Annotated in this window: 16 protein-coding genes; 5 read left to right on the top strand and 11 right to left on the bottom strand. The window is 55.3% G+C overall.

Translation table 11 applies throughout. The features are described from left to right. Positions 1–21: 21 nt before the first annotated feature. From HV127_RS20880 to HV127_RS31805, 6 genes are all read right to left on the bottom strand, one after another. Positions 22–828 carry an ABC transporter permease gene (locus tag HV127_RS20880; protein ID WP_182238438.1) on the bottom strand — a complete coding sequence of 269 codons (807 nt, stop codon included), beginning with the start codon at positions 826–828 and terminating at the stop codon, positions 22–24. Beyond that, positions 818–1,747 (bottom strand): ABC transporter permease, encoded by a 930-nt coding sequence (locus HV127_RS20875; RefSeq protein ID WP_181482354.1) that lies wholly within the window; start codon positions 1,745–1,747, stop codon positions 818–820. Before HV127_RS20875 ends, HV127_RS20880 begins: the two co-directional genes overlap by 11 nt. Before the next feature lies 1 nt (position 1,748). Further along, entirely contained in the window at positions 1,749–2,759 is a 1,011-nt protein-coding gene (locus HV127_RS20870) for an ABC transporter ATP-binding protein (RefSeq protein WP_182238436.1), read from the bottom strand. A 19-nt stretch (positions 2,760–2,778) separates the two neighbouring features. After that, positions 2,779–3,924, bottom strand: coding sequence for a putative ABC transporter substrate-binding protein YdcS (gene ydcS, locus HV127_RS20865; protein WP_182238434.1), 1,146 nt, complete (start codon positions 3,922–3,924; stop codon positions 2,779–2,781). Between the two features lie 467 nt (positions 3,925–4,391). Next, positions 4,392–5,804 carry a PLP-dependent aminotransferase family protein gene (locus HV127_RS20860; protein ID WP_182240748.1) on the bottom strand — a complete coding sequence of 471 codons (1,413 nt, stop codon included), beginning with the start codon at positions 5,802–5,804 and terminating at the stop codon, positions 4,392–4,394. A gap of 73 nt (positions 5,805–5,877) precedes the next feature. Further along, positions 5,878–6,204, bottom strand: a complete 327-nt coding sequence (locus HV127_RS31805) for a hypothetical protein (protein WP_228727481.1) — start codon at positions 6,202–6,204, stop codon at positions 5,878–5,880. Here HV127_RS31805 and HV127_RS20850 point away from each other — a divergent pair. From HV127_RS20850 to HV127_RS20840, 3 genes are read left to right on the top strand one after another with little or no spacing between them, the layout of a single operon-like run. After that, entirely contained in the window at positions 6,203–7,600 is a 1,398-nt protein-coding gene (locus HV127_RS20850) for a cytochrome ubiquinol oxidase subunit I (RefSeq protein ID WP_182238431.1), read from the top strand. The genes HV127_RS31805 and HV127_RS20850 overlap by 2 nt on opposite strands. After that, the gene (gene cydB, locus HV127_RS20845) at positions 7,600–8,610 is read left to right on the top strand and encodes a cytochrome d ubiquinol oxidase subunit II (protein ID WP_182238429.1); all 1,011 of its coding nucleotides are present in this window, start codon (positions 7,600–7,602) and stop codon (positions 8,608–8,610) included. Before HV127_RS20850 ends, cydB begins: the two co-directional genes overlap by 1 nt. Beyond that, positions 8,610–8,735, top strand: a complete 126-nt coding sequence (locus HV127_RS20840; protein ID WP_182238427.1) for a DUF2474 domain-containing protein — start codon at positions 8,610–8,612, stop codon at positions 8,733–8,735. Before cydB ends, HV127_RS20840 begins: the two co-directional genes overlap by 1 nt. Positions 8,736–8,900: 165 nt before the next feature. On the opposite strand, the gene HV127_RS20835 is transcribed toward HV127_RS20840, so the two are convergent. Continuing rightward, complete coding sequence (locus tag HV127_RS20835) at positions 8,901–10,865, bottom strand: U32 family peptidase (RefSeq protein ID WP_182240744.1); 1,965 nt, start codon at positions 10,863–10,865, stop codon at positions 8,901–8,903. 248 nt (positions 10,866–11,113) lie between these two features. Continuing rightward, positions 11,114–11,650 (bottom strand): XRE family transcriptional regulator, encoded by a 537-nt coding sequence (locus HV127_RS20830; RefSeq protein WP_181482361.1) that lies wholly within the window; start codon positions 11,648–11,650, stop codon positions 11,114–11,116. Positions 11,651–11,834: 184 nt separating this feature from the next. On the opposite strand from HV127_RS20830, the gene HV127_RS20825 reads away from it, so the two are divergent. Further along, on the top strand, positions 11,835–13,001 hold the full coding sequence (locus HV127_RS20825; RefSeq protein WP_182238424.1) for a benzoate/H(+) symporter BenE family transporter: 1,167 nt from the start codon (positions 11,835–11,837) through the stop codon (positions 12,999–13,001). On the opposite strand, the gene HV127_RS20820 is transcribed toward HV127_RS20825, so the two are convergent. Next, the gene (locus tag HV127_RS20820) at positions 12,981–13,847 is read right to left on the bottom strand and encodes a helix-turn-helix domain-containing protein (RefSeq protein WP_182238422.1); all 867 of its coding nucleotides are present in this window, start codon (positions 13,845–13,847) and stop codon (positions 12,981–12,983) included. The genes HV127_RS20825 and HV127_RS20820 overlap by 21 nt on opposite strands. A gap of 182 nt (positions 13,848–14,029) precedes the next feature. Here HV127_RS20820 and HV127_RS20815 point away from each other — a divergent pair, with 182 nt between their 5' ends. Then, entirely contained in the window at positions 14,030–14,926 is an 897-nt protein-coding gene (locus HV127_RS20815; protein WP_182238420.1) for an EamA family transporter, read from the top strand. A 156-nt stretch (positions 14,927–15,082) separates the two neighbouring features. Here HV127_RS20815 and HV127_RS20810 read toward each other — a convergent pair whose 3' ends face one another. Together HV127_RS20810 and HV127_RS20805 are read right to left on the bottom strand one after the other, a co-directional pair. Continuing rightward, positions 15,083–15,751 carry a DUF3313 domain-containing protein gene (locus HV127_RS20810; protein ID WP_182238418.1) on the bottom strand — a complete coding sequence of 223 codons (669 nt, stop codon included), beginning with the start codon at positions 15,749–15,751 and terminating at the stop codon, positions 15,083–15,085. A gap of 135 nt (positions 15,752–15,886) precedes the next feature. Next, complete coding sequence (locus tag HV127_RS20805) at positions 15,887–17,479, bottom strand: ABC transporter substrate-binding protein (RefSeq protein WP_182238415.1); 1,593 nt, start codon at positions 17,477–17,479, stop codon at positions 15,887–15,889. Positions 17,480–17,565 lie beyond the last annotated feature (86 nt).

Below are 17,565 nucleotides of genomic sequence, written 5' to 3'. Positions count from 1 at the left end.
GTCGTATCCTGTATCGGTGTTTTATTTTCCGTTTTCAGCACTCATATCGCCGTCACGGGTGAGCCACCAGGCCCCCAAAATCGGTATCGTCGTCACCAGCATCACCAACAGCGCCACCACGTTGGTCACCGGAACATCGCGCGGGCGACCAAGCTGGTTGAGTAGCCAGAGCGGCAACGTGCGTTCATGTCCCGCAGTAAAGGTGGTGACGATAATTTCATCAAACGACAGGGCGAACGCCAGCATCCCGCCCGCCAGTAGCGCCGAACCCAGATTGGGCAACACTACGTAACGAAAGGTTTGCCAGCCCGTCGCGCCTAAATCCATTGATGCTTCCACCTGGCTCCACGAGGTCCGGCGAAAGCGGGCAATTACGTTGTTAAACACCACCACCACGCAGAAAGTCGCATGACCCACGACGATGGTCAGCAAACCCGGCTCAAGGTTGACCGCCTTAAACGCGGTGAGCAGCGCAAGCCCGGTAATAATGCCGGGCAGCGCAATCGGCAACAGTAGCAGCAACGACACCGCGTTTTTGCCAAAGAAAGTGCTGCGCCATAATGCTCCTGCAGCCAGCGTGCCAAGTACCAACGCGATAGCCGTGGACAGCGCAGCTATTTTTAGTGACAACGTCACGGATTCAATAATATCGGCACGCCCTGCCGCTTCGCTAAACCAGCGCAGGGTCAGGCTCTGCGGCGGAAAGCTAAAGGCGGCATCTTCAGTATTAAACGCATAGAGGGCGATAATCAGCAGCGGGAAATGCAGGAATATCACCCCTCCCCAGGTTGCCACTTTCAGGAACAGCGGTGCGCGTTCAGAGTGCATCAAACGCTCCCAGACGTTTCACGAACGCCAGATAAAGGGCAATCAACACGATAGGCACCAGGGTAAAGGCAGCCGCCATCGGCATATTGCCAATCGCCCCCTGCTGGGAATAGACCATATTGCCGATAAAGAACCCCGGCGGCCCCACCAACTGCGGCACGATAAAATCGCCCAGCGTCAGCGAGAAGGTAAATATCGACCCCGCCGCAATGCCGGGGATCGCCAGCGGCAGCACCACGTAGCGGAAAGTCTGACGCGGACGCGCGCCAAGATCGGCGGAAGCCTGAAGCAGCGACGGCGGCAGTCGCTCCAGCGCAGCCTGCACCGGCAGGATCATAAACGGCAGCCAGATATAGACGAACACCAGAAAACGGCCCAGCCCCGAGGTTGAAAGCGTATTGCCTCCCACGGCCGGAATGGTCAGTACCAAGCTCAGCACGCTTTCCAGCCCGAGATGGCGCAAAAACCACTGCGCTACGCCATCTTTCGCTAACAGCAGCGTCCACGCATAAGCCTTGACGATGTAGCTCGCCCACATCGGCAGCATCACGGCGATGTAAAAAAAGGCTTTCATTTTGCCGCGGGTATAGCGCGCCATGTACCACGCCATTGGCAGCGCCAGAATCGCGCTGGCAATCGTCACCGACAGCGCCATCACCAGCGTGCGCAGGATGATGTCGTAATTCGCCGGGTTAAACAGCGCCCGCAGATTAGCCAGCGTCAGGTCGCTGGTAACCGACATAGTAAAGTCATCAAAGGTATAGAAGCTTTGCCATAACAGCGTCAGCAGCGAACCCAAATAGACAATGCCAAACCACATCAGCGGGCCAAGTAGCAAAAGAAACAGGCCCAAAGAGGGTTTACGCCAGAATAATGCCGACAAGCGACCGGTTGAAGCAGGCGGAATCACCATGGTCATGTCAGCCTCCGCTTTCCAGAGGCACCATCGCTGCTCGCGACCACGAAGCCATTACCGTTTGCCCCACCGGCGGCGCGTTTAACGCAGCGTGACCATCAATATTTGCCTGGCTCACCAGCAGCTTTTCGCCATCGGTCAGCTTCAGTTCGACGCGCGTCGCCGCTCCCTGATACTGCACCGCCTGCACCACGCCCTGCGTCTGAATTTCCCCCGCCGCGTTCAGGCGAATGTGTTCCGGGCGTAGCGACCATGCCCCGGCCATCGCACACAGTTTTTGCGCACGTTCGCTGCTAAAGACGTTGGCGGTCCCGACAAACCCGGCAACAAACGCTGTTTTGGGCCGCAAATAGAGGTCCTGCGGCGCATCAACCTGTTCAATTCGCCCGTTATTAAACACCGCAACGCGATCGGACATCGACAACGCCTCGCCCTGATCGTGGGTGACAAAAATAAAGGTGATGCCCAGCGCCTGTTGCAGTTTTTTCAGCTCAACCTGCATCTGTTCGCGCAGTTTTAAATCCAGCGCGCCGAGCGGTTCATCCAGCAGCAGGACGCGCGGCTGATTGACCAGCGCCCTGGCAATCGCCACCCGCTGGCGCTGACCGCCAGAAAGCTGAGAAGGCCTGCGTGCCTGGACAAAACCGAGCGCAACCTTTTCCAGCGACTCCTGTGCACGAACATGCCGCTCCTTTTTGCCGATCCCTTTGACCATCAGCCCGTAGGCAACGTTGTCGAGCACCGACATATGGGGAAACAGCGCATAATCCTGAAAAACGGTATTCACATCGCGCTGCCACGGCGGCAGTTCGCTGGCCGGTTTGCCAAAAATACGGATCGCCCCGCCGGAAAGCTGTTCAAACCCGGCGATTAACCGCAGGCAGGTGGTTTTGCCGGAGCCGGACGGCCCCAGCATCGAGAAAAACTCACCGTCGCGAATGGCGATACTGACGCCATCCACCGCCCGCACGTCGCCATACAGGCGCGAGACATTATCAAACTCAACCGCGTACATGTTCTTCGCCTCCGGCGACTTAACGACCGCCCATAATCGCGATGTAATCCTGGGTCCAGCGGCTGTAAGGAACGAATTTTCCGCCTTCAGCGACCGGTGTTTTCCAGAACGCAATTTTGGCAAACTCATTGTAGCCATTGGTCTCGCAGCCTTTTTCCCCGAGCAACGGACTGGCTTTACAGCCCTGCGGGACGACCGGCAGCGAACCAAACCACGCAGCGACGTCGCCCTGAACTTTCGGCGTCAGTGACCAGTTCATCCACTTATAGGCACAAACCGGATGTTTGGCGTCGCTATGCAGCATGGTGGTATCCGCCCAGCCGGTGACGCCCTCTTTCGGGAAGACGGTGGCGATCGGCTGGCCTTCCGCCTTCAGACCGTTGGCCTGATAGGGCCAGGCGCTGGAAGCGACGACGCCTTCGTTTTTAAAATCGCTCATTTGCACGGTAGTGTCGTGCCAGTAACGGTGAATCAGCCCATGCTGATCGCGCAGGACCTTCAGCACCGCCTGATATTGAGCTTCGGTAAGCTGATAGGGGTCATCAATCCCTAATTGCGGCTGGGTCGCTTTGACGAACAGCGCGGCGTCGGCAATATAAATCGGCCCGTCATAGGCCTGCACGCGCCCCTGATTGGTTTTGCCGTCCGGCAGATTTTGTTTCACAAATACCACGTCCCAGCTATCCGGCGGCGTCGGGAAGGTTTTGCTGTTGTACATCAGCAGATTGGGCCCCCACTGATACGGGGTACCGTATACCTTCCCGCCGACGTTAAACCACGCGCCTTTTTCAACGCGCGGATCGAGGGTTTTCCAGTTGGCAATCAGCGCGGTGTTAATCGGTTGCACGCGCTTGCCCATGATCAAGCGCAGGGACGCATCGCCGGAAGCGGTCACCAGATCGTAGCCGCCTTTGGCCATCAGGCTGACCATTTCATCGGAGGTGGCGGCGGTTTTCACATTCACCTGGCAGCCGGACTCTTTTTCAAACTGGGTTACCCAGTCGTAGCTTTTATCCGTCTGGCCGCTTTCGATATATCCCGGCCAGGCGATAATATCGAGACGCCCTTCTCCTTTATCCAGAGACGTCGGCGGCTCGGCGGCCTGCGCCGTCAGGAAGGCCATACCCAGCACACAAAGGCTGCCACGGGCAATTTTTTTGCTCATCGGGTCTTACTCCTGTCACAAGAAAATTAGCGGCAGCCGTGCCGTAAAAATATCTCCCTTAATAACAGTAGACGGCGCGCTTAGGGCCCCCGGGGAAATTTATTCAGGTTGTGACAAAGGGCGCATTACGCAACAATTAATTAACATGAGATAACTTTGTGGATTATAGACAAGGAGTTAGCGGGGTAATACGATTATGCGAATTTCCTATGGTTAGTCGCGATAAAATAATAACCAGCATAATGCCCGGCTTATTTTACGGGCCGGGATAGTCGACTGGAAATAAACAAAAGTGACTTCAGTTGCTCCAGACGACTAACCAAGTGCGAACCTCTGGAATTGCCCGGCGGCGCTTCGCTTGCACGGGCCTACCGAAATATGGGTTTTGTAGGCCGTGTAAGGCGCTAGCCGCCACTCGGCAGAAATGCGAGAACCATGGCTAAAACAGGTTTGTTATCCGCCTCAAGCTACTTCAGCATCTCGCGGATCAGCTCCCCCAGCCGTTTCACACCCTGCTCCTCTCTTTCACCCCAGCCCCATGCGGTATTAAAACGAAAAAACGAGGTCCAGCTGGCAGTGGTGGAAAACATTTTCCCCGGGGCGATGCTGATGTTATACGCCAGCGCGCGGGCGCTCAACTCTCCCGCATCTGCCCCGGCGGGCAGTTCGAGCCAGAGAAAATAGCCGCTATCGCTGTGGTGGATTTTGACTTCGGCGGGAAGATGGCGAAGCAGCGCCTGCCAGGCCAGCTGTTTGCGCTCGGCAAGCTGTCGGCGCAACCGCCGTAAATGCGCGTCATAGCGCTTGGTCGAGAGATAATCCACCAGCGCCAGCTGCATCGGCGAACTGGTGGAGAGCGTGCTCATGAGCTGCAATTGCTGAATACGCCGGGCGTGTTTGCCCGCCGCCACCCAGCCGATGCGAAACCCGGGTACCAGACACTTAGAAAATGAGCTGCAATGCAGCGTCATGTCATCACGATCCCAGTACTTCGCCGGCAGCGGCTTCTCGCGGCCAAAATAGAGTTCACTGTAAACATCATCTTCAATCAGCACTACGTTATAGCGCGCCAACAAAGCGACCAACTGCGCTTTTTTCTCCGCGCTGAGCGTGAAGCCAAGCGGGTTCTGACCGTTGGTCATCAGCCAACAGGCCTTGACCGGATAGTTTTGTAACGCCTGCTCCAGCGCGGCAAGATCAATCCCCTCTTTCACATCGGTCGCCACCGACAGCGCCTTCAGGCGCAGCCGCTCCAGTGCCTGAAGCGCGCCGTAGAAACAGGGGTTTTCCACCACCACCCAATCACCCGGTTCCGTCACCGCCTGCAGGCTGAGATTCAACGCCTCCAGCGCCCCGGCGGTAATCACGATTTCGTCCGGAGAGATATTCATTCCCTGCAGCGCATAGCGGCGAGCAATGGCGTGACGCAGTTCATCGTTACCCGGAGGCAGGTTTTCAATCACGCTCATGGCGGTGGCGGTTTTGCTCACCTGCGCCAGCGAGCGGTTAAGCTGCGGCAAGGGGAACAGCCGCGGGTCGGGAAAGGCCGAGGCAAAAGGCAGCATCGAGGCTCGTCTGCTGGCCTGTAGCACATCAAAAATATAGGTGTTGATATCCACCGCTTCATCGCGCGTTACCTGTGCGGGCGGCTCCGGCTGACGCTGCTTGATCGGCTGCGGCGCAACATAATAGCCGGACTGCGGGCGGGCGATAATCCGTCCCTGACTTTCCAGCAGTTGATAGGCATGGCTGACGGTCATAAAGCTCATCCCGCTGCTCACCACCTGTTCGCGCAGCGACGGCAGCCTGTCGCCAGGTAGCCATACGCCAAGCGCAATCTGTTCGGTAAGCTGCTGCGCCAGCTGCTGGTACTTTTTCATCATCGGGTCCGGTTTATCATTCTTGTAACCAATGATATATCAGATGATAAATAATGGCAGTTTATAAAAACTGTTATGGTGTGTAGTGAAACAACACATTCCCGGGGGCGGCTGTAAATCCGTAGCCCAGACAGATGCGCAGCATCGCCTCCGGGAAATTCACCAATTCTCCGCGCGTTTTTCCCGGGGGCGGCGCTTGACGCGCCTTGCCCGGGCTACCAATCCGCAGATGGCGGTAAATCTGTAGCCCGACGAACCGGGAGATATCCATCCTGCGTTTTGCCAAAATTTCATAACAGAACCTAACTGTTATAGGGAAAAACAGCGTTTCTGTTCCTGCAACCTGGCCTGGGCGAAGCCTAGAATTGCGCTGAATCAATTTTGTTGCGGAGTTCTGCATGTTCGGTCTTGATGCATTCCACCTGGCGCGGATCCAGTTTGCCTTCACCGTGTCATTTCATATTATCTTTCCCGCCATCACCATCGGCCTGGCCAGCTACCTGGCGGTGCTGGAGGGGTTATGGTTAAAAACCAAAAATCCAACCTGGCGCTCGCTGTACCATTTCTGGTCGAAAATCTTCGCCGTTAACTTCGGGATGGGCGTGGTTTCCGGGCTGGTGATGGCCTACCAGTTCGGCACCAACTGGAGCGGATTTTCAGAGTTCGCCGGGAGCATAACCGGCCCGCTACTGACTTACGAAGTGCTGACCGCCTTCTTTCTTGAAGCAGGGTTCCTCGGCGTGATGCTGTTCGGCTGGAACCGTGTCGGCCCTGGTCTGCACTTCTTCGCCACCTGTATGGTGGCGCTGGGGACGATTATCTCCACCTTCTGGATCCTCGCCTCCAATAGCTGGATGCAAACGCCGCAGGGGTTTGAAATCGTCAATGGCCAGGTTGTGCCGGTGGACTGGTTCGCGGTTATCTTTAATCCGTCGTTCCCTTACCGCCTGCTACATATGTCGGTGGCGGCTTTTCTCAGCAGCGCGCTGTTCGTCGGCGCGTCGGCAGCGTGGCATCTGCTACGCGGCAATAACACGCCCGCCGTGCGCGCCATGTTCTCTATGGCGCTGTGGATGACGCTGATTGTCGCCCCCATTCAGGCGATGATCGGCGATATGCACGGGCTGAACACGCTCAAACATCAACCCGCCAAAATTGCCGCGATTGAGGGCCACTGGGAGAATATTCCCGGAGAGCCGACCCCGCTACTGCTGTTCGGCTGGCCGGATATGCAGCAGGAACGCACTCGCTACGGTCTGGAAATTCCGGCTCTCGGTAGCCTGATCCTCACCCACAGTCTGGATAAACAGGTCCCCGCGCTGAAGGAGTTCGCCGCGGAAGACAGACCTAACTCCACCATTGTTTTCTGGTCATTCCGCCTGATGGCCGGGCTTGGCATGCTGATGATTCTGCTCGGCGCGCTGGCCCTGTGGCTGCGCTATCGTGGTCGTCTGTATCACTCAAAACCCTTTCTGCGCTTTGCGTTGTGGATGGGACCGTCGGGGCTCATCGCCATTCTGGCGGGTTGGGTCACCACCGAGGTGGGCCGTCAGCCGTGGGTAGTTTACGGCGTACAGCGCACCGCCGATGCCGTTTCCGCTCACGGCGATCTGCATATGTCCATCAGCTTGCTGACCTTTATCGTGGTTTACAGCTCGGTATTTGGCGTCGGCTATAGCTATATGCTGCGCCTGATTCGTAAAGGCCCGCAGGAAGCGCAACCGGCCACCTCAGGAACGCCAGCACGCCCGCTTTCCGCCGCGACGGACGGTGTACAGCAGAAGGAGTCCCACTAATGGGTATCGATTTATCGGTTATCTGGTTTGTCATTATCGTCTTTGCCACCCTGATGTACATCGTGATGGATGGCTTCGACCTGGGGATTGGCATTTTATTCAGCACCACACGGGATGCTGCAGACCGCGACGTGATGGTAAATAGCGTCGCGCCGGTATGGGATGGCAATGAAACCTGGCTGGTGCTCGGCGGCGCGGGGCTGTTTGGCGCTTTCCCACTGGCTTACGCGGTAATTATTGACGCACTGGCAATCCCGCTCACCCTGATGCTGATTGGCCTTATTTTTCGCGGCGTCGCCTTTGAATTCCGTTTTAACGCGACGCCATCACACCGTCCGTTCTGGGACAGAGCCTTTATGGGCGGTTCGATTCTGGCGACTTTCACCCAGGGCATGGTGGTTGGCGCGGTGATCAACGGCTTCGCGGTCAGCGGCCGCAGCTTCAGCGGCGGGATGTTTGACTGGTTCACACCGTTTACTCTGTTCTGCGGTTTGGGTCTGTGCATCGCCTATGCGCTGCTGGGTGCCAGCTGGCTGGTGATGAAAAGCGAGAATTCGCTGCAACGAAAAATGCGCGTTGCCGCACGCGGCCTACTACTGGCGCTGTTGGTCATTATTGCGGCAATCAGCATCTGGACTCCGCTGGCGCAACCGTCTATAGCCCAACGCTGGTTCAGCTTGCCTAACCTTTTCTTCCTGCTGCCGGTACCGCTGCTGGTCGCCGCGATAAGCGCCTGGCTATGGCGAACACTGCGTAATAGCGCCAGCCATCTGCTGCCTTTTGTCCTGACGCTAGGACTGATTTTCCTCGGCTTTAGCGGTCTGGGAATTAGCATCTGGCCGTATATTATTCCGCCGGGCATCACCCTCTGGCAGGCCGCCGCGCCGCCGCAGAGCCAGGGCTTTATGCTGGTCGGGGCGCTGCTGATTCTGCCGGTGATCCTTGGCTATACCTTCTGGAGTTACTACGTTTTTCGCGGCAAAGTTCAACATGGCGAGGGGTACCACTGATGCAACGATTATGGCTTAAAAGAACATTGTGGATGATTGCCCTGTGGGGCGGCAGCGTACTGGCGCTGGCGGCGGTTAGCATGGGATTTCGATTGCTGATGACGGCGGCGGGATTAAGGGTTTGATTCCGCCGCCCGACAGCAAGTCTGCCGGGCGGCGGCTAGCGCCTTGCGCGGCCTACAAAACCTACAATATCATCATGTTACGAATTCCCCGTAGGCCCGGTAAGGCGTTAGCCGACACCGGGCAATTCCAGAGAGGTGCACTTTGTCTGCAATCTGAGCCCGCTATCAGGCACCCTTGCGCTTGGGCAGAGTTTTTAGCAAATCGTCCGGGCTGACGGAAGCGACAATACTGCCCGGCAGCGGCATTTTCAGGATATGGTTTTTCATCTTGCCAATGACGTGCATTTCACACGGGCGGCAATCGAACTTCAGCGTCAGCACTTCATCGCCATGAATCAGCTGCATTGGCGTCGCTTTCCAGCTCTTAATCGAACCTTTGGCCTGTTTCGGGCACAGGTTGAAGGCAAAGCGCAGACAGTGCTTGGTGATCATCACCGGCACGTCGCCCTTCTCTTCATGCGCTTCATAGGCGGCATCAATCAGCTGTACGCCATAGCGCTGATAAAACTCGCGGGCCTTATGGTTGTAGACGTTCGCCAGAAACGACAGATGCGTTTCCGGATAGGCCGGCGGCGGCACGCAAACCGGCTTACGGCTTCCTCGCACCACGGCCTTCAGTCGTGCATCATCCAGCATTTCTACCGTTTCACGACGCAGTTGATTAAGCAGACTGTTCGGCACAAACAGCGCCCCCGGCAAATTAACCTGCACAGCGCGCGAGTAGTAAATCGTCTGGCCTAGCTTTGCCACGCCGTCGCGCAGGTTCGCCAGCGCTTTCTCGGCCTGAGTTGCTTCAGAAAACTCGCCGTCAAGAGTGTGGGTAACGCTCACGCCCTCTTCGCTGGTCATGGTTAAGACCAGCTGTTCCTGCCAGCCGCTCAGTTCGATATCCACCGCGATTCGACGTTCGCTGGAGGTTTTCAGCAACGCCTGCTGCCAGTTATGATCGAGGTTGCGGTTCAACGGCTGGTGCGGGCGCACTTTGTACATGTCGGCGGGCATTTCATTCGGCCATACGCGATAGCGGTTTTCGCCGGTTTTTTCTACCGTATTGGCGCGAAAACCGACGATTTCACGTTTGATCATCACGTTCAGACCATCGCCGTTAGTCAGCGCCTCGGTCACGTCGACGTCGAGAAAATCTTTCCCCACTTTCAGCACTTCGCCCACCGGCAGGCCGATAAACTTCGGGGAGTCAAACGCGCCGATATCGTCTTTACGCGCGTTAACAAAATAGTCGGTACTGCCGCGATGGAAGGTTTTATCGGTTGAAGGAACAAAGAAGTGTTCGGTGCGACCGGCGGAAGCGCGCGCCAGATCGCCGCGATCTTCAATAATCGCATCCAGCATCTGGCGATAATGCGCGGTGATGTTCTTCACGTAGCTCATATCTTTGTAGCGACCTTCAATCTTGAAGGAGCGCACGCCCGCATCGATCAGCGCCGCCAGGTTGGCGGTCTGGTCGTTATCTTTCATCGACAGCAGATGCTTTTCATAGGCCACGACGCGGCCCTGATCGTCTTTCAGGGTATACGGTAAGCGACAAGCCTGCGAGCAGTCGCCGCGGTTGGCGCTGCGCCCTGTTTGCGCATGGGAAATATTGCACTGGCCGGAATAAGCCACGCACAGCGCGCCGTGAATAAAGAATTCAATGGTCGCGTCAGTGTTATCGTAAATGGTCTTGATCTGCTGAAGATTCAGCTCGCGAGCGAGAACAATCTGGCTAAAACCGACGTCGGAGAGAAACTTTGCTTTCTCGACGCTGCGAATGTCGCACTGGGTACTGGCGTGCAGCTCGATCGGCGGGATATCCAGCTCCATCACCCCCATGTCCTGGACTATCAGCGCGTCCACGCCGGTTTCATACAGGTCGGTAATCAGGCGCTGCGCCGGTTCCAGCTCATCATCATGAAGAATGGTGTTCAACGTCACGAATATTTTCGCGCCGTAGCGATGGGCGAAAGGCACCAGGCTGGCGATATCGCTCAGGCTATTGCTTGCGTTGTGGCGCGCGCCAAAGCCCGGTCCGCCGATATAGACCGCGTCGGCACCGTGTAAAATCGCTTCACGAGCGATCGCGGTATCGCGGGCAGGACTGAGAAGTTCAAGATGATGGTTTTGCAGGCGCATACGCTCGTCGTTATCCATTATAGGGGGTCGAAATGGCGGCTATTGTAGTCAGAACTACGCGCAGACTAAAACATTTTCCGACGCCGCCGCAGGGGGAATTTTCGGTTTTCAGCAAAGCATTGAAGGAAAAGGTATTTCCCAGAAAAAGCGCCGGAGGATACAGTTATCACGTATTCCGGATTTTCCTCGTCACGTTGTGATTTGTTGTCTCAGTCATTTGCCTGTCTGCGAGTTCGCTCGCGGCTTTTTTATTTTTCTTTCGGGTAGTGGATCAGCGAATGGAAATGGGCAGTCTGCACGCTACTATTGCGATAAGCATGGGCTAAGTCACCGGCGAAACGCCGCCCCTCGCCGGGCTGCAACGACAACCACTCGCCTTGCAAACAGAGATCCAGCACGCCGCTAATCACCACCACATGCTCGATAACCCCTTGCTCATGGGGCGTAGACTCACTCAGCGCGCCGGGGGCCAGGGTAATGGAGAAATGGTCAAATCGTAGCACCGGGTCCCAGGGAAATATTGGCGTCACCACCATCGCCTGCTGCTGCGGGTCAAATGCGGCCGGTGCGGCGGTATCATCGGCCACGATAAACGCGGAGAACGGCACGTTCAGGCCGGTGGCAATCTTCCACAACGTGGCGACCGTCGGGCTGGACTCGTTACGTTCAATCTGGCCCAGCATCGCTTTGGATACGCCGGTTTCTTCCGCTAGTCGCGACAGACTCCAACCGCGCTGTTGGCGCAACGCTTTTAGGGTCGCAGACAGATGTTGCGCAATATTCATTCCACCTCCCAATAATATCTGAGGGAATTATACGCATATTCACCTCATTCTACAGGGCGTATAGTCATTCAGCTGTTACAAGTACCGGTTTACCTTCCCAGATCCGTGCCAATAGAAAGCCAGTTGTACGTTATAGCGCACAGTGTTAAGTTACATCGACCGCTATAACGCACAAGAGATACTCATGCGCACATTTACCATACCCTTTCCGACGCTGCTTGCCGGATTTGTCGCCGTATTAGTCGGCTACGCCAGCTCCGCCGCCATCATCTGGCAGGCCGCTGCCGCCGCGGGAGCCGATGCCACGCAAATCGCGGGCTGGATGACCGCATTAGGCCTGGGAATGGGCGTCAGTACCCTGGCGTTAACCTTGTGGCAAAAGGTTCCTGTTCTTACGGCCTGGTCAACTCCCGGTGCAGCGCTACTGGTCAGCGGCCTGCAAGGCGTCACGCTGGCGCAGGCGGTTGGCGTCTTTATTTTTGCCAACGCCTTAATCGTACTTTGCGGCGTCACTGGCCTCTTTGCCCGGTTGATGAAGATCATTCCCCATTCGCTGGCGGCGGCGATGCTGGCCGGGATTTTGCTGCGCTTTGGCATGCAGGCTTTCGCTAGTTTGCAAGACAATCTACTGTTATGCGGCGGTATGCTGGCCGCCTGGCTATTGTGCAAAGTCTGGTTTCCCCGCTTTGCCGTGGTAGCCGCACTGTTAGTGGGAGGTGCGGTAGCCGGGCTAAACGGAGATGTGACAACGTCACAGATAAATTTGAGTTTTGTTGCCCCTTCTTATATTGCTCCGGTGTTTACTCCTGCGCTGCTGCTTAGCGTCGGTTTGCCTTTTTTCCTCGTCACCATGGCTTCGCAAAACGCCCCCGGTTTCGCCACGCTTCAGGCTTCGGGTTATCGGGTCCCCGCTTCACCGTTGATCGTGGCAACCGGCGGCCTGGCGCTGCTGCTGTCACCGTTTGGCGTGTATTCCATCTGCATCGCGGCGATTACCGCCGCCATTTGCCAGAGCCCGGAAGCCCATCCGGAACCGCAAAAACGCTGGCTTGCAGCTGCGGCGGCAGGCATTTTTTATCTGCTGGCGGGGATATTTGGTGGCTCGATTACGTCGCTGATGGCAGCGCTGCCGATGGCGTGGATCCAGATGCTTGCCGGGCTGGCACTGCTCGGTACCATTGGTGGCAGTCTGTTTCAGGCACTAAACCATGAAAATGAACGCGATGCGGCGGTGGTGACTTTCCTGATAACCGCCAGCGGCGTGACGCTGGCGGGCATTGGATCTGCTTTTTGGGGACTGATGCTCGGCGGCGTCAGCTATGTTCTGCTATCAACGCTGCGCCGCCCGTAGCTGTGATGGCGTCAGGCCGGTGGCGCTTTTAACCCGGTTGCTAAAATGACTGGCGGAGCTGAAACCGCAGGCCATCGCAATATCAGTTAATGGCAGAACGCTTCGGCAGATGAGTTCCTGCGCTTTGATCATACGGCGCTGCATGACGTACTGATGTGGTGCCATTTTCATCGACTGGCGGAACATCCGCGCAAAATGGTACTCGCTCAGCGCCGCTTCCCGGGCCAGATCCGCCAGCGTCAGCGGCTGATCCAGATTTTCCTCAACCCACGCCACAGTATTGCGTAAGATATGCGGTGCCAGCCCGCCGGTCACGATAGGCAAACGCCACTGAACGTTGGAGTAATTCTGGATAAGATGCGTCAGTAGCAACGTGCTGGCGGAGCTTAGCGTGAGTTGGTTCGCCTGTTGCTGCCAGTCGTTATCCAGCAGAAACTGGCGATAGACGGCGGTAATTTTGTCATCACTGGAGAAGGTTTTTTCCTGCAAGGTGAATGAGGCTGGGCTGCGGTCCCAAATCTGCTCACCAACCCGGCGCAAATGCTCGTCCGTGCAGTACATATGAACAAACGAAAGGTCGCCGCGAATATCCCAGGTGCTCTCATCACCTTTCGGCATCAGACAGAAACGGTCCGGCCCGCCGCCGTTTTTCCAGCCATGAGCGGTTTTCTGGTAGCTTTCATAACCATCGGCAACATACAAGCTCAGGGTATGGTGATCGCTTTGTACCGTTATAGTATCGAGATTGTTATACCAGGCCGCCAGTTGAATACCGGAGTTAAGCTTCACCGTCTCCCGCAGCACGGCATTTTTTTGACGCAATGTTTCGAAAGTCCCGTAAGCCATAGCCTTCACATTTCAGATTCTGCAGGCATCCAGTCTATGAAGAGTCACAGGCAGATACCAGCCTTCACCCGCCGATAACCAAAAATAAGCGCAAGAATTTGCAAGTCAGCAACAGGCTGATGACAGCACGGCGTAGCCTAAGGCGTCAGAATGACGGATACAACACTCACGGGAGAGACATTTTGAACGCATTACTCTACGGATTAGTCGTCGTTATCTGGGGCACGACGTGGATTGCTATCTTTTTGCAGCAAGGACCGGTCGCCGCGCCGGTGTCCATTTTCTGGCGCTTTGCATTGGCCAGCGTCACGATGCTGACCGTTCTTCTGGTCACCCGCCGTCTGCGCCCGCTGGCCGCACGCGACCATCTCTTCTGCCTGCTACAGGGCTGCTGCGTATTCTGCTTTAACTTCTGGTGTTTCTATACCGCCGCCGCGTATATCAATACCGGCCTTGAGTCGGTGATATTCTCCATGGCGGTGCTGTTTAACGCCATTAACAGCTTTCTCTTTTTCCGCCAGCAGCCGCCGGGTCGCTTCTGGCTGGCCGCCGCGCTGGGCCTGGCGGGTATCGTTACGCTGTTCTGGGATGATTTATGGGCCAACGGCCTGAATGCGTCGCTCCTATTCGGCATCGCGCTTAGCGCGCTAGGAACCTACGGCTTTTCGCTGGGGAATATGCTCAGCATTCGCCACCAGCGCCGCGGTCTGGAGACGTTAACGACCAACAGCTGGGCCATGCTTTACGGCACGCTGGTGATGGGTGCCATTGCTCTGGTACGCGGTGATAATTTTACGCCGCAGTGGACGTTCAGCTATATGGGCGCGCTGCTGTATCTGTCGCTATTTGGTTCCGTTATCGCTTTCGGCGCCTATTTCACTCTGGTGGGCCGAATTGGCGCGAGCAAAGCCGCTTACAGTACTTTGCTGTTTCCGCTGGTCGCGCTGACAATCTCGACGTTTTATGAGGGATATGTCTGGCATAGCAATGCCGTGGCTGGACTGGCGCTGATTCTGGTCGGGAATCTGGTGATGTTTGCTCGTCCTGAGCAGTGGTTCCAGCGCCGCAGGCTGGCATAGGTAAATTGGGACGACCGTGCTGCATTCTTGTCAGGTGGCGGCTGGCGCCTTACCTGACCTACAAAAACCGAGTTCAGCCGCCAGTCGATGACTGACTACCAGTAATTAAAAAGGCGCTATCAACTCATAGCGCCTTTCTTAATTGATAAAACTGACTTAGCGGTTGTTCGGGTCGAATTTAACCGCGTCAATCGCCATATCATCAATAACCTGCTTCAGGGTATCGACGGTTAACGGCGTATTTTCATTGGAGAGATCTTTACCCTCGCCTTTGCGCACAACTTTGATGACCGGCTTTTTAGTCGCCGCATCGATCAGCTCACCTTCAAAGTACAGGTTGGTATCCATGGTACGGTGGCCTGTTGCCGCCTGAGTACCGGCGATAATCATTGCCACCGGGATGACTTCATAGAACTGCAAGCCTTCTTTGCTGGAATCCACGCCGGTGATGGCACCACGGAAGATCAGGCTGCGTTTACCTGCGGTGGTTGCCAGCGGCTTACGCTCGGAAATAGCCTGTTTCATCTCTTTGTTGGTGTAATTTAAGATATCGGCCAATGCCTTTTCGCCAACCTGCGTCGTCGGTTTTGGTACCGGATAATAAGTGATCGGGTTATAAACAACGTTGTCGTAATTGCTCGGATTATAATCCGGAGAAATCCAGCGCAGCTCCGGTTTACCGGAAGCGGAGGTGGTTTCTTTTAAGTTTGAGTAATCTTTTAAAAAACCGGAATATTGTTCGGGTTTAGCGAGTTTTGATGAGCAGCCGGCCAACGCTAACAGGCCAGCAAGCGCGGCGACCTTAAAAAATAACTGAGTACGCATAGGTTAATCCCTGTAAATGTAATCTATCGGCACGTGTTATAGCAAAATACAGGGGTAAGTTTTGTGGCAAAAAAGGTGGTACGTCAAGTACCTGGATAAAATAAACCCGCTGTTGCCAGCGGGTTCTCATTGTATTTATTTTATATCCACCTGATAAAAAATATGCTTGCCAAAAGGATCTATTTCATAGCCGGAAACGTTTTTACGCACCGGTTCAAAAATAGTCGAATGAGCAATCATCACCGCTGGCATCTGGTCGTGCATCATTTGCTGCGCCTGGAGATAGAGTGCTTCGCGTTTTTGGCGATCGGTTATCGATTTAGCTTCAGTAATCAGCTTGTCAAATGGTTGATAGCACCATTTCGCTGAGTTAGAACCGCCGTTTGCCGACTGGCAGGTAAATAACGGGCCGAAGAAGTTATCCGGATCGCCGGTAGCCGTCGTCCAGCCCATCAGCGCCGCCTGATGCTCACCATCCTTCACGCGCTTTAAATATTCACCCCACTCATAGGTGGTGATTTTGGTCTGCACGCCGATTTTCGCCCAGTCGGCCTGAATCATCTCGGCCATACGTTTGGCGTTCGGGTTATAGGGACGCTGAACCGGCATCGCCCACAGGTCGATAGTGATCGGACCTGCAACTCCCGATTCATCCAGCAGAGCTTTAGCCTTCTGTGGATCGTATTCATAATCCTTCAGATTGCTATCCGCACTCCACACGCCGGGCGGCAGCAGGTTTTTTGCCGCCGTGCCGGTACCGTGGAATACCGCTTCAATAATCGCCGGTTTATTGATCGCCATGGCTAAGGCCTGACGAACTTTGACGTTATCAAGGGGCGCTTTCTGGGTATTAAATGCCAGGAAGCCGGTATTGAGACCCGCTTTACTCATCAGATTGATATCTTTGTTCTCTTTCATCCTCGGCAAATCAGCCGGGTTGGGGAACGGCATCACCTGACACTCATTCTTCTCAAGCTTGGCATAGCGTACTGAGGCATCCGGAGTAATGCTGAAGATCAGCCTGTCGATATTGGCCTTCCCCTGCCAGTATTCCGGGAAAGCAGTAAAAAGAATGCGCGAATCTTTTTGATACTGGGCGAGTTTAAACGGACCGGTACCAATCGGGTCCATATCCACCCGCTCCGGCGTCCCGGCTTTTAACATCGCATCGCCATATTCCGCCGATAAAATAGAGGCGAAATACCAGGCAAGATCGGCAACAAACGGCGCTTCCGCGTGGGCGAGCGTAAAACGAACCGTATATTCATCCGGCTTATCGATATTGGTAATTAATTGACCAAACTCGAGACTTTCAAAATTGGAATAATTACCGCTGGAGACATTGTGGTAAGGATGGTTAGGATCTTTTTGCCGCATAAAAGAGAAAATCACATCGTCGGCATTAAAATCACGGGTCGGTTTAAAATATTTATTACTCTGAAACTTAACGCCTTTACGTAAATGGAAAGTATAAACTTTGCCATCTTCGCTGACCTCCCAACTTTCTGCCAGGCTCGGCAGCAGTTCGGTGGTCCCGGCCTTAAAATCGACCAACCGGTTGTAGACAGGCACCGCGCTGGCATCCACGCTGGTACCAGAGGTGTAGAGCTGAGGGTTGAAGTTTTCCGGCGATCCTTCGGAACAGTAGACCAGCGTTTTTGCGCTAATAGCCGAGCTGGCCGTCAGCGCGGCTAATGCCAGAGCAAGCGTCGTGAATCTGCGTTGCATATGCTTTCCTTTTTAATTTGTCAGCTAATGAATAGCTTGTTGTTTTACCGTTCATACATAACACTAAAGCCTCATTGCAAACACCT

Origin of the sequence: Klebsiella sp. RHBSTW-00215 (genome assembly GCF_014103785.1) — a bacterium.
Taxonomy (GTDB): Bacteria; Pseudomonadota; Gammaproteobacteria; order Enterobacterales; family Enterobacteriaceae; genus Klebsiella.
Note: the sequence above shows the minus strand (reverse complement) of the source record. Positions and strands in the feature narration are given on the sequence as shown.

What these genes read in the sequence shown, in the direction of transcription:
- HV127_RS20825 (WP_182238424.1), top strand. Translation starts at nt 11,835, where the DNA reads ATGCGCACATTTACCATACCCTTTCCGACGCTGCTTGCCGGATTTGTC.
- HV127_RS20875 (WP_181482354.1), bottom strand. Translation starts at nt 1,747, where the DNA reads ATGACCATGGTGATTCCGCCTGCTTCAACCGGTCGCTTGTCGGCATTA.
- HV127_RS20830 (WP_181482361.1), bottom strand. Translation starts at nt 11,650, where the DNA reads ATGAATATTGCGCAACATCTGTCTGCGACCCTAAAAGCGTTGCGCCAA.
- HV127_RS20805 (WP_182238415.1), bottom strand. Translation starts at nt 17,479, where the DNA reads ATGCAACGCAGATTCACGACGCTTGCTCTGGCATTAGCCGCGCTGACG.
- HV127_RS20880 (WP_182238438.1), bottom strand. Translation starts at nt 828, where the DNA reads ATGCACTCTGAACGCGCACCGCTGTTCCTGAAAGTGGCAACCTGGGGA.
- HV127_RS20870 (WP_182238436.1), bottom strand. Translation starts at nt 2,759, where the DNA reads ATGTACGCGGTTGAGTTTGATAATGTCTCGCGCCTGTATGGCGACGTG.
- HV127_RS20810 (WP_182238418.1), bottom strand. Translation starts at nt 15,751, where the DNA reads ATGCGTACTCAGTTATTTTTTAAGGTCGCCGCGCTTGCTGGCCTGTTA.
- HV127_RS20820 (WP_182238422.1), bottom strand. Translation starts at nt 13,847, where the DNA reads ATGGCTTACGGGACTTTCGAAACATTGCGTCAAAAAAATGCCGTGCTG.
- HV127_RS20860 (WP_182240748.1), bottom strand. Translation starts at nt 5,804, where the DNA reads ATGAAAAAGTACCAGCAGCTGGCGCAGCAGCTTACCGAACAGATTGCG.
- HV127_RS31805 (WP_228727481.1), bottom strand. Translation starts at nt 6,204, where the DNA reads ATGCAGAACTCCGCAACAAAATTGATTCAGCGCAATTCTAGGCTTCGC.
- HV127_RS20850 (WP_182238431.1), top strand. Translation starts at nt 6,203, where the DNA reads ATGTTCGGTCTTGATGCATTCCACCTGGCGCGGATCCAGTTTGCCTTC.
- cydB (WP_182238429.1), top strand. Translation starts at nt 7,600, where the DNA reads ATGGGTATCGATTTATCGGTTATCTGGTTTGTCATTATCGTCTTTGCC.
- HV127_RS20835 (WP_182240744.1), bottom strand. Translation starts at nt 10,865, where the DNA reads ATGCGCCTGCAAAACCATCATCTTGAACTTCTCAGTCCTGCCCGCGAT.
- HV127_RS20840 (WP_182238427.1), top strand. Translation starts at nt 8,610, where the DNA reads ATGCAACGATTATGGCTTAAAAGAACATTGTGGATGATTGCCCTGTGG.
- ydcS (WP_182238434.1), bottom strand. Translation starts at nt 3,924, where the DNA reads ATGAGCAAAAAAATTGCCCGTGGCAGCCTTTGTGTGCTGGGTATGGCC.